The sequence below is a fragment of the Castellaniella sp. genome, from assembly GCF_041675725.1.
In the GTDB taxonomy this organism is placed as follows: Bacteria; Pseudomonadota; Gammaproteobacteria; order Burkholderiales; family Burkholderiaceae_B; genus Castellaniella.
The window spans coordinates 49,628-64,487 of record NZ_JBAYTI010000004.1 but is presented as its reverse complement, the minus strand read 5'-3'; the positions used below and the strand labels follow the sequence as shown (position 1 = coordinate 64,487).

13 protein-coding genes are annotated in these 14,860 nt (G+C 63.7%); 5 read left to right on the top strand and 8 right to left on the bottom strand.

Features of this window, described 5'->3' with window-relative positions; translation table 11 throughout:
- The first annotated feature begins 27 nt into the window (after positions 1-27).
- Both truB and typA read left to right on the top strand, forming a co-directional pair.
- Positions 28-783 (top strand): tRNA pseudouridine(55) synthase TruB, encoded by a 756-nt coding sequence (gene truB / locus WCZ84_RS01595; protein ID WP_372684504.1) that lies wholly within the window; start codon positions 28-30, stop codon positions 781-783.
- Positions 780-2,603, top strand: coding sequence for a translational GTPase TypA (typA, locus tag WCZ84_RS01590; RefSeq protein WP_372684503.1), 1,824 nt, complete (start codon positions 780-782; stop codon positions 2,601-2,603). The genes truB and typA overlap by 4 nt, the downstream gene beginning before the upstream one ends.
- 78 nt (positions 2,604-2,681) lie before the next feature.
- Here typA and WCZ84_RS01585 read toward each other — a convergent pair whose 3' ends face one another.
- The 5 genes from WCZ84_RS01585 to WCZ84_RS01565 form a co-directional block, all read right to left on the bottom strand.
- Entirely contained in the window at positions 2,682-3,449 is a 768-nt protein-coding gene (locus WCZ84_RS01585; protein ID WP_372684502.1) for an ABC transporter ATP-binding protein, read from the bottom strand.
- 5 nt (positions 3,450-3,454) lie between these two features.
- Positions 3,455-4,165 carry a histidine ABC transporter permease HisM gene (hisM, locus tag WCZ84_RS01580; RefSeq protein ID WP_372684501.1) on the bottom strand — a complete coding sequence of 237 codons (711 nt, stop codon included), beginning with the start codon at positions 4,163-4,165 and terminating at the stop codon, positions 3,455-3,457.
- Positions 4,162-4,851, bottom strand: coding sequence for an ABC transporter permease (locus tag WCZ84_RS01575; protein WP_372684500.1), 690 nt, complete (start codon positions 4,849-4,851; stop codon positions 4,162-4,164). Before WCZ84_RS01575 ends, hisM begins: the two co-directional genes overlap by 4 nt.
- A gap of 6 nt (positions 4,852-4,857) precedes the next feature.
- Positions 4,858-5,649, bottom strand: coding sequence for a transporter substrate-binding domain-containing protein (locus WCZ84_RS01570; protein ID WP_372684499.1), 792 nt, complete (start codon positions 5,647-5,649; stop codon positions 4,858-4,860).
- 110 nt (positions 5,650-5,759) lie between these two features.
- The gene (locus WCZ84_RS01565; protein WP_372684498.1) at positions 5,760-6,425 is read right to left on the bottom strand and encodes a TIGR00730 family Rossman fold protein; all 666 of its coding nucleotides are present in this window, start codon (positions 6,423-6,425) and stop codon (positions 5,760-5,762) included.
- Between WCZ84_RS01565 and polA the strand changes: the two genes are divergently transcribed.
- Positions 6,424-9,147 (top strand): DNA polymerase I, encoded by a 2,724-nt coding sequence (polA, locus tag WCZ84_RS01560; protein WP_372684497.1) that lies wholly within the window; start codon positions 6,424-6,426, stop codon positions 9,145-9,147. The two genes, WCZ84_RS01565 and polA, sit on opposite strands and share 2 nt — an antisense overlap.
- Before the next feature lie 19 nt (positions 9,148-9,166).
- Here the strand turns inward: polA and WCZ84_RS01555 are convergent, their stop codons facing one another.
- On the bottom strand, positions 9,167-10,828 hold the full coding sequence (locus WCZ84_RS01555) for a Na/Pi cotransporter family protein (RefSeq protein ID WP_372684496.1): 1,662 nt from the start codon (positions 10,826-10,828) through the stop codon (positions 9,167-9,169).
- Between the two features lie 5 nt (positions 10,829-10,833).
- Positions 10,834-11,712 carry a protease HtpX gene (gene htpX / locus WCZ84_RS01550; protein WP_372684495.1) on the bottom strand — a complete coding sequence of 293 codons (879 nt, stop codon included), beginning with the start codon at positions 11,710-11,712 and terminating at the stop codon, positions 10,834-10,836.
- 123 nt (positions 11,713-11,835) lie between these two features.
- Between htpX and WCZ84_RS01545 the strand changes: the two genes are divergently transcribed.
- Positions 11,836-12,747 (top strand): DMT family transporter, encoded by a 912-nt coding sequence (locus WCZ84_RS01545; protein ID WP_372684494.1) that lies wholly within the window; start codon positions 11,836-11,838, stop codon positions 12,745-12,747.
- On the top strand, positions 12,744-13,610 hold the full coding sequence (locus WCZ84_RS01540; RefSeq protein ID WP_372684493.1) for a sulfurtransferase: 867 nt from the start codon (positions 12,744-12,746) through the stop codon (positions 13,608-13,610). The genes WCZ84_RS01545 and WCZ84_RS01540 overlap by 4 nt, the downstream gene beginning before the upstream one ends.
- Positions 13,611-13,631: 21 nt before the next feature.
- Here the strand turns inward: WCZ84_RS01540 and WCZ84_RS01535 are convergent, their stop codons facing one another.
- Entirely contained in the window at positions 13,632-14,762 is a 1,131-nt protein-coding gene (locus WCZ84_RS01535) for an aromatic ring-hydroxylating dioxygenase subunit alpha (protein ID WP_372684492.1), read from the bottom strand.
- Positions 14,763-14,860 lie beyond the last annotated feature (98 nt).

Genomic DNA, 14,860 nt, shown 5'->3' with positions numbered 1-14,860 from the left:
TCACAGACTTCTAGACGGATCACACATATGGCGAGCCGACGCGGGCAGTTGCTCGATGGCGTACTGTTGCTGGACAAACCTGCGGGCCTGTCCAGCAACCAGGCCCTGCAGCGGGCCAAACGGGTGCTGGACGCCCGCAAGGCCGGTCATACCGGCACGTTGGACCCATTCGCCACGGGCCTGCTGGTATGTTGCCTGGGCCGGGCCACCAAGATCTCGGCGGCGATGCTCGAGGCCGACAAGGAATATGAGGCCACCCTGGCATTTGGCGAGGAGACCGACAGCGGCGATCTCACCGGGCATGTCGTCGCCCGCGCCGAGCCGGGAACCGTCGACGTGCAGGCCGCGGGCCTGGAGGCGGTATTGGCTGAATTTCGCGGGTCGATCGAGCAGGTGCCCCCCATGATTTCAGCGCTCAAGCGCGATGGCAGGCCCTTGTATGAATATGCCCGCCAAGGGGTGGTGCTCGAGCGCGCACCCCGGCCCATCACCATCCACGCACTCGAACTGCTTGCGTGTACTGGAACGCAGGCCCGCATTCGGGTGCTGTGCAGCAAGGGTACGTATGTACGCACCCTGGCACAGGACATCGGCCGCCGTCTGGGATGCCTGGCGCACCTGTCCGCATTGCGGCGTACGCGGGTCGGGCCATTTTCAATTGAACAGGCCGTGACCCTGGACGCCCTGCAGGCCATGGCGCAGCCTGCCTCCGTTCTGATCCCGCTGCATGCCCTGCCGGCTGCGCTGGTGCCGGCCCAGATAGTCAACAGAGAATCTTCATGAAACGAGCTTTACGCAACGTGGCGATCATCGCGCACGTGGACCATGGCAAGACCACGCTGGTCGATCAGCTTCTGCGCCAGTCCGGCACTTTCCGCGACAATCAGCAGGTATCCGAACGGGTGATGGACTCGGGCGACATCGAGCGCGAACGCGGTATCACCATTCTGGCCAAGAACTGCGCAGTCGAATATGAAGGCACGCACATCAACATCATCGACACACCGGGTCATGCCGACTTCGGGGGCGAGGTCGAACGCGTGTTGTCCATGGTCGACGGGGTGCTGCTGCTGGTGGATGCGGTCGAAGGCCCCATGCCGCAGACCCGCTTCGTGACTCGCAAAGCCCTGGCACTGGGTCTCAAGCCGATTGTCGTGGTCAACAAGGTGGATCGGCACGGCGCCCGGCCTGATTACGTGGTCAACGCCACGTTCGATCTCTTCGACAAGCTCGGGGCGACCGAAGAGCAGCTCGACTTCCCCATCATCTACGCCTCGGGGCTTGCGGGCTATGCCGGCCTGAACCCGGACGTGCGTGCCGGCGACATGCGCCCGCTGTTCGATGCCATCCTCGAGTACGTGCCGCAGCGCGATGACGACACCGACGGGCCGCTGCAAATGCAGATCATCTCGCTGGACTACAGCAGCTATGTGGGCAAGATCGGGGTAGGGCGGATCAACCGCGGGCGTTTGCATGCGGGGCAGGAGGTGCTGGTGCAGTTCGGGCCGGACGACCCCGAAATTTTGCGCGGCCGGGTGAACCAGGTTCTGAAATTCAAGGGCCTGGAGCGGGTACAGGTGGACGAGGCCCAGGCGGGTGATATCGTGCTGATCAACGGGATCGATGACATCGGCATCGGTTGCACCCTGATGGATCCCGCCCAGCCCGAAGCACTGCCGATGCTGCACATCGACGAGCCCACGCTGACCATGAACTTCATGGTCAATACGTCGCCCCTGGCGGGCCGCGAGGGGAAATTCGTGACTAGCCGCCAACTGCGCGAACGCCTGGATCGAGAGCTGAAATCGAATGTCGCGCTGCGGGTGAACGATACGCCCGATGACACGGTGTTCGAAGTCTGTGGGCGTGGCGAGCTGCATCTGACCATTCTCCTCGAGAACATGCGGCGTGAAGGCTATGAATTGGCCGTGTCCCGCCCGCGGGTGCTGTTCAAAGAGATCGACGGCGTACGCTGCGAGCCCTGGGAACACCTGACCGTGGACGTCGAGGATGCGCATCAGGGCGGGATCATGGAAGAGCTGGGTCGCCGGCGCGGTGAACTGCAGGACATGCAGGCGGATGGCAGGGGCCGTACGCGCCTGGAATATCGTATCCCGGCCCGTGGCCTGATCGGGTTCCAGGGCGAATTCATGACCCTCACCCGGGGCACGGGGCTGATGAGCCATATTTTCGATGGCTATGATCCGGTCCGCGAAGGCTCGGTCGGTGAGCGGCGCAATGGCGTGCTGATCAGCCAGGAAGACGGGGTGGCCGTGGCCTATGCCTTGTGGAAGCTGCAGGAACGCGGCCGCATGTTCGTCTCGCCCCAGGAGCCTGTGTACGAGGGCATGATCATCGGCATCCACTCGCGCGACAATGACCTGGTGGTCAATCCGATCAAGGAAAAGAAGCTCACCAACATCCGCGCATCGGGTAAAGACGAGCATATCGACCTGGTGCCGCCGATCGAACTCAATCTCGAGTATGCCGTCGAGTTCATCGCCGATGACGAGCTGGTCGAGGTCACTCCAAAATCCATCCGTCTGCGCAAGCGTTTCCTGAAAGAGCACGAACGGCGCCGCAGCCAGCGCGAGTCCGCCTGAGCGCACCGGCCCGGGCGCGGCAGGCCGATCTCCGGATGAGCGGTCATTTGCGTGGCGTGGCCCGCGTGCGTCGATGGGCTATTTCAGGTGGCCGGACAGAAACTGCTGCAGGCGTGGGCTTTTCGGGTGATCGAATATCTGGTCCGGGGGGCCGACTTCTTCGGCAATGCCCTGGTGCAGAAACATCACCTGCGATGCAAGATTGCGCGCAAAACCCATTTCGTGGGTGACCACCAGCATGGTGCGGCCTTCTTCGGCCAGCTTTTGCATGACCTTGAGCACTTCTCCGACCAGCTCGGGATCCAGAGCCGAAGTGGGTTCATCGAACAGCATCACCTCGGGTTCCATGGCGAGCGCACGGGCGATCGCCACCCGCTGCTGCTGGCCCCCCGACAGCGAGGACGGATATTGCGTCTCGACGCTTGGGGCCAGCCCCACTTTGGCGAGGTAGTGCCGGGCGCGCTCGAGCGCTTCGGCGCGCCCCAGCTTGAGCACCTGGACGGGTGCTTCGGTCACATTGCCCAGCACGTTCATGTGGGCCCACAGGTTGAAGTGCTGAAAGACCATGGCCAGCTTCGAGCGCATGCGCCGTAGTTGGTCCAGGTCGGCGGCGTGTGGCTGGCCTTGCCTGTCGTGCCGGATCTTCAGGGTTTCGCCGTTGAGCGAGACCGAACCCTGGTCTGGTTTTTCCAGGAAATTGATGCAGCGCAGAAAAGTAGACTTGCCGGAGCCGCTGGAGCCCAGGATGCAGATCACATCCCCGCTGTTGGCGGTCAGGGAGACCCCCTTGAGCACTTCGTTGGTGCCGTAGCGCTTGTAGATGTTGAGGACTTCGAGTTTGGACATAGGGCTTAGCGTTGATGGCCCAGATAAGCCAGGGTACGACGTTCAAACCGGCGAAACAGACCAATCAGTGTAAAGGACAGGATCAGGTAGAGCAGGGCGGCGATCCCGTAGGCCGCGAATGTCTGGTAGGTGGCCGAATTGGCGTCGCGGGCGACCTTGAGAATATCCGGCACCGTGGCGGTGAATGCAAGCGAGGTGGCATGCAGCGTGAATATGACTTCATTGCTGTAAGCAGGCAGGGCGCGGCGCAGGGCCGAGGGCAGAATCACGCAGCGGTATTGGTCGAAGCGGCTCATGCCGAAGGCCCGCGCGGCCTCGATTTCGCCCGCCGGCGTGGCACGAATCGCGCCGGCAAAGATCTCCATGGTGTAGGCCGTGGTATTGAGGGTGAGGGCCAGGACCAGGCAGTTGAAGCCGCTTTGGAAGAACGCGGCCAGTGGGGCGGTGCCCTTGATGAAATCCAGGCTGTAGATGCCCGCGTAAATGAACAGGATCTGTACGTAGAGCGGTGTGCCCCTGAACACGTAGCTGAAAGCCCACAGGGGCCAGGCGATCCAGCGCCGCGGCGAGATCCGGCCCACGGCCATGAACAGCGACAGGACGAAGCCCATGGAGATCGCCAGGACCAGGAGCCACAGTGTGACGGCCGCCCCTGAGAACTGCCCGTGATTTTCGAACAGGTAGGCCCGCCAGAATTGTTCGAGTACGTCGATCATAGTGTCAGCTGACGCACCCCCACGTTGTAGCGTCTGTCGAGCCAGTACAGGATCCCGTTGGACACCGTGGTGAGCAGCAGGTAGATCAGCCCGGTGAGCGAAATGAACAAAAATACCCTGAAGGTAACGTTGCCCGCGTCTTGCGCCACCTTGACCAGATCGGTCAGCCCGATCAGCGACACGAGCGCCGTGGACTTGAGCAGGACTTGCCAATTGTTGCCGATTCCAGGCAAGGCATGGCGCATCATCTGTGGGAAAAGGATCCGCCAGAAGATCTGGCGTTCGCGCAGGCCATAGGCCCGAGCCGACTCGAGCTGGCCATGGGGCACTGCCATGAAGGCGCCGCGAAATGTTTCGGCGAAATAGGCGCCGTAGATGAAGCCCAGCGTGAGCACCCCCGCGGTAAAGGGATCGATGTCGATCGGCTCGAGTTCGAGCAGGTCGGTGATGTCGTTCAGGTAGATCTGCATGCTGAAGAAGATCAGCAGCATCAGCACCAGGTCAGGTACGCCGCGGATCAGCGTGGTATAGGCCGTGGCCGCCAGGCGGCCAGCCGTCGAGTGCGACAGCTTGGCCCATGCACCCAGCAGGCCCAGCGCAACGGCGACCGCCAGTGACAGCAGGGCAAGCTGGACCGTGACCCACGTCCCCGCCAGAAGCAATGGGCCATAGCCGTCCAGGAACATGCCGGATCAAGGCGCGGGAAACTGTATGCCCCTTTCCGGGAAGTATTTCTTGGCGAAGTTCTGAATGGTGCCGTCGGCCAGCATGGCCTGCAGGGCGGCATCGATTTCCGGCTTGAGCGGGTGCCCCTTGCGTATGCCCATGGCGATGGGTTCATTGAAAATGGCCACGTCCTCGAGCAGCATGGGCGAGAGCTCGTAGTGAGCGCCTTCGGGCTTGCTCAGGAAACCATCCACCGCGGTGGGCGCTTCCTGGAAGGTGGCGTCCAGGCGCCCGGCCGCGACGTCCACAAAGGCATTGGTGTAGCTGGGGTAAGAGACCACTGTCACCCCTTTGGGCGCCCATTCTTCGTTTGCATAGGATTCCATGGTAGTGCCTTGCTGGACGCCCACCCGCTTGCCCTTGAGCGATTCGGCAGTGGGTTGCAGCCCACTGCCTTTGGGGATCATGAGTTTGACCGGCACGATGTACAGCGGGGTGGTGAAATCGATGACTTTCTTGCGCGCCTGGGTGGCCGTCATGGTGGAGTTTGCGAGGTCGAACTTGCGTGCCTGCAGGCCAGGGATCAGGCTGTCGAAGGATTGGTCGATCCAGACGCATTGGCGCGCCATGCGGTGGCAGAGTTCATTGCCGATGTCGATGTCGAAGCCTTCGAGCTGCCCGTTGGGATTGCGGTATTCGAACGGCGCGTAGCCGGCTTCGGTGGCGATCTTGAGTTCGGGCGGATTGGCGGCAAGGCTGGCGCCGGCCAGCAGCGTGGTCGCAAAAAACAGGCAGGTGCCGGACAACACGAATTTCATTGGGATCTCCTCGGGCTGTTGACCAGGGCGCCGACAGCCCGGTGCATGTTGGAACAAGGCGTGATCTTACCCCAGTACTCTGCCAGGGGGTATCAAGCATTACCCTGCCATCACCCGGGCAGGGCGGGTTCCCGGCCGGGTTGGATCTGTATGGCTTCCTGGATCAGGCGCACGATGTCCTCGACATCGTCGGTGAGGGTCAGGCGGTCCAGGTCGAACGGGCCGATCATGCGATGGGCCAGCAGCTGCGCGCGGATCCAGTCCATCAGCCCGGCCCAGAATGTGGTGCCGACCAGGATGATGGGGGCAGGCGGCTGTTTCAGGGTTTGGATGAGGGTGATGGCCTCGAAGAGCTCATCCAGCGTGCCAAACCCGCCCGGCAGCACCACGTAGGCGAGACTGTGCATGAAAAATGCCGACTTGCGCGAGGTGAAATACTCGAAATGCAAGCTGTCGGTCTGGTAGGGATTGTCCGTGGTTTCACGTGGCAGACGGATATTCAGCCCGACACTGCGTCCGCCCGCCTCGTATGCGCCGCGGTTGGCCGCTTCCATGAGGCCTGGTCCGCCACCGGCAATGACGGGCAGACCCAGTTCGGCCACCCGGCGGCCGACTTCCTGCCCGAGGGCGTAAAAGGGGTGGCTGCGCGCGATCCGGGCGCTGCCAAACACACTGACGCCCATGCCGATTTTTCGAAATGCGGCAGCTGCAGTCTGCATCTCTGCAATAATTGTGGGGATTTGTTCTTCGGCCGAGACCCGTTTTGTATTGATCATGAAAAAAACTCTGCTGCTCGTGGATGGGTCCAGTTACCTGTACCGCGCTTATCATGCCATGCCCGATCTGCGCAATGCCCGGGGCGAACCGACGGGTGCCCTGTATGGGGTCATGTCCATGCTGCGTCGCCTGCAGCACGACTACGATGGGGTTGCCACCCATGGCGCCTGCGTGTTCGATGCGGCAGGCGGGTCGTTTCGAGACGAACTATACCCCGATTACAAGGCCCAGCGGCCGTCCATGCCCGACGACCTGCGGCTCCAGCTGGCGGCCATTCACCAGGCTGCGGCCGCCATGGGCTGGACGGTGATCGTGCAAGACGGCGTCGAAGCCGATGACGTCATTGGCACCCTGGCGCGTCAGGCCCGCGAAAATGGGTTTTATACCATTATCTCGACGGGCGACAAGGATCTGGCGCAACTGGTGAATGACCAGGTCGAGCTGGTGAATACCATGACTGGCGAACACCAGGACAAGGACGGGGTTGTTCAGCGTTTTGGCGTACCACCGGAGCGCATCGTCGATTATCTCATGCTCACTGGCGATGCGGTCGACAATATCCCCGGCGTCGACAAGGTCGGGCCCAAAACGGCCGCCCGATGGCTGGGTACCTATGGCAGCCTCGATGCGCTGCTCGCCCACGCAGACGAGATCAAGGGGGTCGCAGGGCAAAATCTGCGCGCCGCACAGGGCCAGTTTCCATTGACCCGTCAGTTGCTGACGGTACGCCTTGATTGCGCCCTGGCGCCCGAGCATGCGCCACAGGCCCTGCAGCTGCGCGCGCCCGACCGGGATACACTCGTGCGCCTCTATGAAGAGTACGGCTTTCGGTCCTGGCTGCGCGAGGAAACCGGGGATCCCACCCGTATTCCCAAGCAGGATGGGCGGGTCGAAGCAGAGACGGCCGAGGCGCCGGATGGGGTGCACTACGAGCTCGTGCTGGATCGCGAACATTTTCTGGCCTGGATGGAAAAGCTGCGCGCTGCGGCGCTGGTTGCGCTAGACACCGAGACCACGAGCCTGGATCCCATGGCGGCTCGCCTCGTGGGGTTTTCGGTGGCCACCGCACCGGGTGTCGCGGCCTATGTGCCCCTGGCGCATCGGGGGCCCGGCGTCGCCCAGCAGCTGGACACCGCCTGGGTGCTCGAGCAGCTGCGCCCGTGGCTCGAAGACGCAGGTGCCGCCAAGGTGCTGCACAATGCCAAGTACGATACCCACGTGTTCGCCAACGCGGGGCTCGATTTACGCGGGATTCAGCATGACACGATGTTGCAGGCGTACGTGCTGCAGTCCAACCGGCGGGTCAATTTGCAGGATCTTTCCATCCAGTGGCTCGGGCAGGCCGGTACCAGCTACGAAGACCTGTGCGGCAAGGGCGCGCGCCAGATCGGGTTCGACGAAGTCGCCCTGGAACTGGCGGGTCCGTACGCCGCCGAAGACGCCGATTTCACCTTGCGACTGCACCGGGCCCTGTACCCTCAGGTGGCCGAAGACGCCGGGCTGTCACGTATCTATGCGCTCGAGCTGCAGACATCCGAAGTCCTGGCCCGCATCGAACGCAACGGCGTGGCCATCGATGGCGACGAGCTCGCCGCGCAGAGCCGCGAACTGGGCCAGCAGCTGCTGGCGCTGGAGACACAGGCGCATGCGCTGGCGGGCCAGCCGTTCAATCTCAACTCGCCCAAGCAGCTGGGTGAGATCCTGTTCGAGCGGATGCAGATTCCCGTGGTACGGAAAACAGCCAGCGGCGCGCCTTCGACCGACGAAGAAGTGCTTACGCAATTGGCGGGCCGGTATCCTCTACCCAAGTTGTTGCTCGAATACCGGGGCCTGGCCAAGCTGAAGTCCACGTATACCGACAAGCTGCCGCGCATGGTCGATGCGCGCACGGGCCGGGTGCACACCCGGTATGCTCAGGCCGCGGTGGTGACGGGGCGGTTGGCTTCGTCCGACCCCAACCTGCAGAATATCCCCGTGCGCACGCCCGAAGGCCGCCGCGTGCGGGCCGCATTCGTAGCCAGCCAGGGCGGTTGCATCGTATCGGCGGATTACTCCCAGGTCGAGCTGCGCGTCATGGCGCACCTGTCGGGCGACGAAAATCTCTGCAAGGCGTTCGAGCAAGGGCTGGACATCCACAGGGCCACGGCGGCCGAGGTGTTCGGGCTGGCGCTCGATGCCGTCGATGCCGAGCACAGACGGGCAGCCAAGGCCATCAATTTCGGCCTGATTTACGGCATGGGCGAGTTCGGCTTGGCCAACAACCTGGGCATCACGCGGTCGGCTGCCCGAGCGTACATCGATCGTTATTTCATGCGCTACCCGGGCGTGGCGGCCTATATGGACCGCATCCGCCGCCAGGCCCATGAGCGGGGGCGGGTGGAAACCGTTTTTGGCCGGCGCCTGCACTTCCCCGAACTGCTTTCGGCCAAGGGCGCGCGGGCGGCCGCCGCGGAACGGGCCGCCATCAATGCGCCCGTGCAGGGGACGGCGGCCGATCTCATCAAGATGGCCATGGTGGCCGTGCAGGATTGGCTCGACACCGAAGGCTTGCGCAGCCTGATGGTCATGCAGGTGCACGACGAACTGGTGTTCGATGCCGTCGCCGATGACGTGCCCCTGTTGCGTGAACGGGTGCCGGTGATCATGTCGTCCGTCGCGACGCTGGCCGTGCCGCTGGTGGCCGACGTGGGCGTGGGCGCCAACTGGAGCGAGGCGCACTGAGCCCGTCGGGCCCGCGGTGTCAGTCGATCTCACGCAACCGGTTGGGCAGTAGCTCGCCGTGGCGCGACAACACCGGGTAGGCGGCCCCATTGACCAGGTACGCGTTGACACCCCCCGCGTCGCGCAGCACTTCCAGGTAGAAGGCGCCAATGTCGGCGGCATCGATGCGGCCGGTTTTGATGCGTTCGAGGTGGCGTTCGGCCGCGCGGGCCTCGAGTTCGCGAAAGTATTCTTTTTCGTACGCGAGGTGGCGGGCAGAAATCCGGTCGCCTGAAAGGAACAGGGCGCCGGCCTGGCTCAGGTTGTTCAGCAGACGGTCCATCACTTCGGCCAGCTCGTGGCGCTGATCGGGGTCCAGGGCCCAGTTTTTCTTGCTCAGGCGGCTGGCATGGGCCAGCAGCCCCATGCCCGAGAAGCTGGCCGCGTGCGCCATATTCATGGAAAACGTCAGTACCGATTTGAGGTTGCTTTCATCTTCCGAACTGAGGTTTTCCTGGTCGAGTGTGGCAAGAAACGTCGTGATGGTCTGGTCGAGGCGCGCGATGCTGGTATTGATGTCGCGGGCCCTGCCGATGGCCGATGTGTCGCCGGCCAGTAACGCGTTGCGGGTCAACTGCAACGATTCGTGCAGCAGGTCGGTCAGACGCAGGGCCTCGCGGGTGGCCTGGCCCAGTGCGATGGCGGGTACCTCGCGCGATGGCTCGGCCAGGTAGAGCGGTCGGGCCCGGTCGATACCCGCGGCTTTTTGCGGCAGCAGGTGCTCGAGCAGCCGGGCGTAGGGGGCCAGCATCGGCATGAAGGCGAGCGCGACCACGAGGTTGAAGGCCAGATGCAGGTTGGCGACGGCATGGGCTGGATCGCTGGCCCCCAGCAGATGCATGATCGATGCCGCCCATGGCCACAGGGCCATGGCGACCGCGCAGCCCGCCACGCGCGTGCCCAGGTTGCCGACGGGCAGGCGGCGTGACGCGGGGTTGCCGCTGTAGCCGCTTTCGGTCACGGGATTGATGGCCGTGCCCAGGTTGGCGCCCAAGACAAGGGCATAGGCCAATTCAGGTGGTACCAGCCCATGGTGGGCGAGCGACATGATGAGCACGACGACGGCGACGCTGGAATGCGAGGCCCAGGTCAGCAGGGTGGCGGCAGCCAGGGCAACCAGCGGGGTGTCGACCAGCATTCTCAGGGCATCGCCCAACATGGGGGCATTCTTGAGCGGTTCGAACATGCCGACCAGTTCGTGCAGGGCCAGCAGCAGCAGGCCCAGGCCGATGATCGCGCGGCTCAGGTCGCGTGTTCGACCCGGCGCGTAATGGCGGAACATCCAGACCCCGAGCAGCACCAGGCCGGGCGCGATGGCGGTGGGGTTGAACGCCAGGGCCTGCACGATCAGCGTGGTCCCCACATTGGCACCCAGCATGGCCGCGAGACCGGGCACCAGCGGCACCAGGCCATCCATCGCAAAGCCTGCGATCATCAAGCCCGTGGCGGTGCTGCTCTGGATGGCAGCCGTAATGAGCAGGCCGGTGCTGAATGCACGCGACAGCGAGCCCATGGCCCGCCCCATCCACAGGCCCAGCCGCTTGCCGAATGCGCGCTGCACCCCGGTCTGCACCATGTAGACGCCCCAGAGCAGCAGGGCGATGTAGCCGCCAAATGAGACGAGGACTTGCAGCTCCCGCATCGCGTTCAGCGGCTGCGCAACTGCCGCAGGGCTTCGATGCGTTTTTCGATGGGGGGATGCGAGGCGAACAGGGCCCCGATCGCAGCCCCGGCGATGCCCGACGCAGCCAGGGCCTTGGGCAGTTCGCCTGCTTCGAGCCCGCCCAGGCGCGCCAGCGCCCTGATCATGGGCTCGCGCGAGCCCAGCAGGCTGGCGGAGCCCGCGTCGGCACGAAATTCACGTTGCCGGGAGAACCAGGCGACGATGATGGAAGCGATGAGCCCGAAGAAGATCTCGCATACGATGACGCTCAGGTAGTAGCCTGCGCCGACGTCACGGTCGTTGCGCATGATCACGCGGTCGATGAAGTATCCGACCAGCCGGGAAAGAAAAATCACGAAGGTGTTCACCACGCCCTGGATCAGCGTCAACGTGACCATGTCGCCATTGGCGATATGGGCGACTTCATGGCCCAGGACGGCGGTGACTTCTTCTTCGGTCATCGATGTCAGCAGGCCGGTGGATACGGCCACCAGGGAATCGTTGCGGAAAGCGCCCGTCGCAAATGCGTTGGGGGCGCCGTCGTAGATGGCGACCTCGGGGCGGCCCACGCCGGCGCGGTCTGCCAGCTGGTGCACCGTTTCGACCAGCCAGGCTTCGCGCCGGCTGCGGGGCGCCTGCGGGTCGATGACGCGAGCGCCCGTGCTGGTCTTGGCCATCCATTTGCTGAGGAACAGGGATATGAATGAGCCTGCAAAACCGATGATTGCGGCAAAGATCAGCAAGGCGCCCGGGTCGATGCCATTGGCCGTGAGGTACGGACCGATGCCCAGCACGGTCATCGTGATGTTGAGCACGACCAGAACGGCCAGGTTGGTCGCCAGGAACAAAAAGATACGTTTCATGAAAATGGGGTGTGGTGGCGGGGCTGAAGCCCAGGTTGCCGGGGTACGCGTGCGATCGTCCCGAGTTTTACGAAAGTGTATAGTATCGAATTTCCAAACGGTAGCCCGAACGTGGTAAGAAGCATGCAGTCTTTATGGATGTTGCTGGCGTGCGCCATGTTCGCCATGATGGGGGCCCTGATCAAGGTGGCTGCCGATGGCACCGCCAGCCTGCCCGAAATCGTGCTGTTTCGCGGGTTGCCTTCGGTGCTGCTGTTGTTCTTCTGGGCCCGTTCCACCCGCAGGCGGCTGCGCCCTGTCAGCTGGCGCTTTCATATCTGGCGCAACCTGAGCGGCATCCTGTCCATGTGGCTGGGTTTTTACGCATTGTCGCACCTGGCGCTGCCCACGGCGATCAGCCTGAACTACACCGCCCCGCTGTTCATTGGCGGCTGGATGCTGTTCTTCGGTGGTGCGCAGCGGGATCCCGTGCGCGTCATGGCGGTTCTGGCCGGCTTTCTCGGGGTGTTGGGCGTGTTGCGGCCCAGCATCGAGCACGATCAATGGCTGGCGGCCCTGCTGGGGCTCGCTGCCGGCGCCTTGTCGGCCGTGGCGATGATGCAGATTCGCCAATTGGGCCGTATCGGCGAACCCGAATGGCGCACTGTGCTGATTTTTTCCATGGGCGCGAGCCTCAGCGGCTTGGCGGGCATCGCGATCAATGGCTGGCACACCCGTACGCCCCTGACCGTGCTGGCGTTGATCGGCCTGGGGGTGGCGGGGCTCGTGGGGCAGTTGGCGATGACGCGGGCTTTTGGCCTCGGTTCCACCCTCTTGACGGCGGCGCTGCAGTACACGACCATCATCTTTGCCGCCCTGATCGGTGTGGTTTTCTGGGGCGACCGGCCAGCACCGCTCGCATGGGCCGGCATGGCGCTGATCATCGCCTCGGGTATGCTGTCCGTGTGGCGCACCCATGCCGAGGCGCGTATCTTGCGTGGTATCAGTGAACATTCAGCGGCGGGCGCCCGCCCGCAGGAGGCAGATGCACCATGAATACCTTGTTGATCCAGGCGTCCGACTTGCATGAACGGCTGGCCCGCCCAGGATGCCTGGTGTTTGACGTTCGGCACGATCTCGGGGATCTCCAGGCCGGGCGCCGGGCCTACGAAACCGGCCACATTCCCGGTGCGCTGTTCCTGGATTGCGAGACCCAGCTCAGCGCGCCGCGGTCCGGTCACAATGGGCGCCATCCCCTGCCCGATCGTGCCGATTTTGCCTCGCTCATGCGCGCGCAGGGTCTGTCCGCTCGCGCGCAAGTCGTGGTCTATGACGCCGGTAATGGCGCGATGGCAACGCGTTTATGGTGGATGCTGCGCTGGCTTGGCCACGAATCGGCTGCGGTGCTCGATGGGGGTTGGGCCGCCTGGCTGGCGGCTGGCGGTGCGGTTGAAACCGGCACGCGCAACCCTTCGGTCAGCGAAGCCCAGGCGATGCAGGGCCTGCGTCTGGCTGCACAGCCAGCCATGCCCGTGGTGGATGCCGCCGCCGTCCTGGCCAACCTGGCGCAACCCCGTTTTACCGTGCTCGATGCGCGTACCCCCGAGCGCTTTGCGGGGCAGGTAGAACCATTGGATCCCGTGGCCGGTCATATCCCGGGCGCTTTGAATCGGCCCTTTGGGCAGAATCTCGACGAGCACGGCCGGTTCAAGTCGCCCGATCGCCTGCGGGCCGAGTTTCAGGATCTATTGGGTGAACGCCTGAAGCAGGGCATCGTGCACCAATGCGGCTCGGGGATCACGGCCTGTCATAACCTGTTTGCCATGGAGCTGGCCGGCTTGCCGGGCTCGTCGCTGTATCCGGGCTCCTGGAGCGAATGGTGCAGCAGACCTGGCCACCCGGTGGCCACTGGGGCCTGAGGCCCTGCAGGGGCGCTGGCCTCAGGCCATCATGCGCCGGTACCAGGCGTGGAAGTGGTCCATGCCATCTTCCAGGGGCCGCTGGTAGGGCCCGCTTTCCGTGGTGCCGCGCCGCATCAGCGCCCGCCGCCCGGCATCCATGCGCTCGGCGATCTCGTCGTCTTCGATGGCCGTTTCCATGTAGGCTGCCTGCTGCGCCTCGATGAACTCGGGCTCGAAAGCGATGATCTCCTCGGGGTAATAGAATTCGATGACGTTCACCGTATCCTGCGGGCCCTGGGGGTACAGGGTGGACAGCACCAGGCAATAAGGATAAACCTCGATCATGTGGGTCGGGAAATACGTCACCCAGAGCGCGCCAAAGTGGGGTACCTGGCCTGATGCGTATGCCAGCAGCTGCGTGTGCCATGCCTGGTAGACATCGCTGCCGGGTTGGCCCAGCGCCTGGTGGATGCCCACCTTCTGCAGGCTGAAGAAGTCGCCGAATTCCCACTCGAGGTCATCGCAACTGACGAACTGGCCCAGGCCCGGATGGAATGGGCCGACATGATAGTCTTCCAGGTAGACCTCGATGAAGGTCTTCCAGTTGTACCGGCATGGGTGCACTTCGACGTGATGCAATGCGTAGCCCGAAAAATCGAATTCCGGGCGCGTGAACAGGTGGCCCAAGTCGTCAGAGGGATCCCGGGCCCCCTCGAACAGCAGGCCGTGGCAGTCGAACAACGGCCACGACTCGAGGGCCGCGTCGGGTGTGCGCGGAAACAGCGGCGCATTCAGCAGGCGGCCCCGGGTGTCGTAGCTCCAGTGGTGCACCGGGCACAGGATGCGCCCGCCGGTGCTGCACAGGTTGCCCGAAGCGCAATCAGGCACTTGGCCGTCCTGGCTGCCCAGCATGAGCGCCTGCCGGTGGCGGCAGACGTTCGACAACAGGCGAACGGTTTGGCCGTCGCGCAGCAGCATGCGGCCACCCCCTTCATGGACCAGCGTGCGCCAGTCGCCCGAGGCCGGGACCATTTTCTCGTGTCCGACGTAGCTCGCGCTGCGGGAAAAGATCTTTTGACGCTCGATTTCGAGGATGCCCGGGTCGAAGTAATGATCGACGGATAAGGGGCCCCTCGGGGTTGGGTGGGTGGGAGTTTCGTGCGTGCTCATGGTTCTCGTACAATCCAGACTGGGATGCACAAATGATACTCATGTTCAAAGTTTTTCCGTATGCGTGCTGCCAGCTGCCATGGCGGGCCGACAACTGC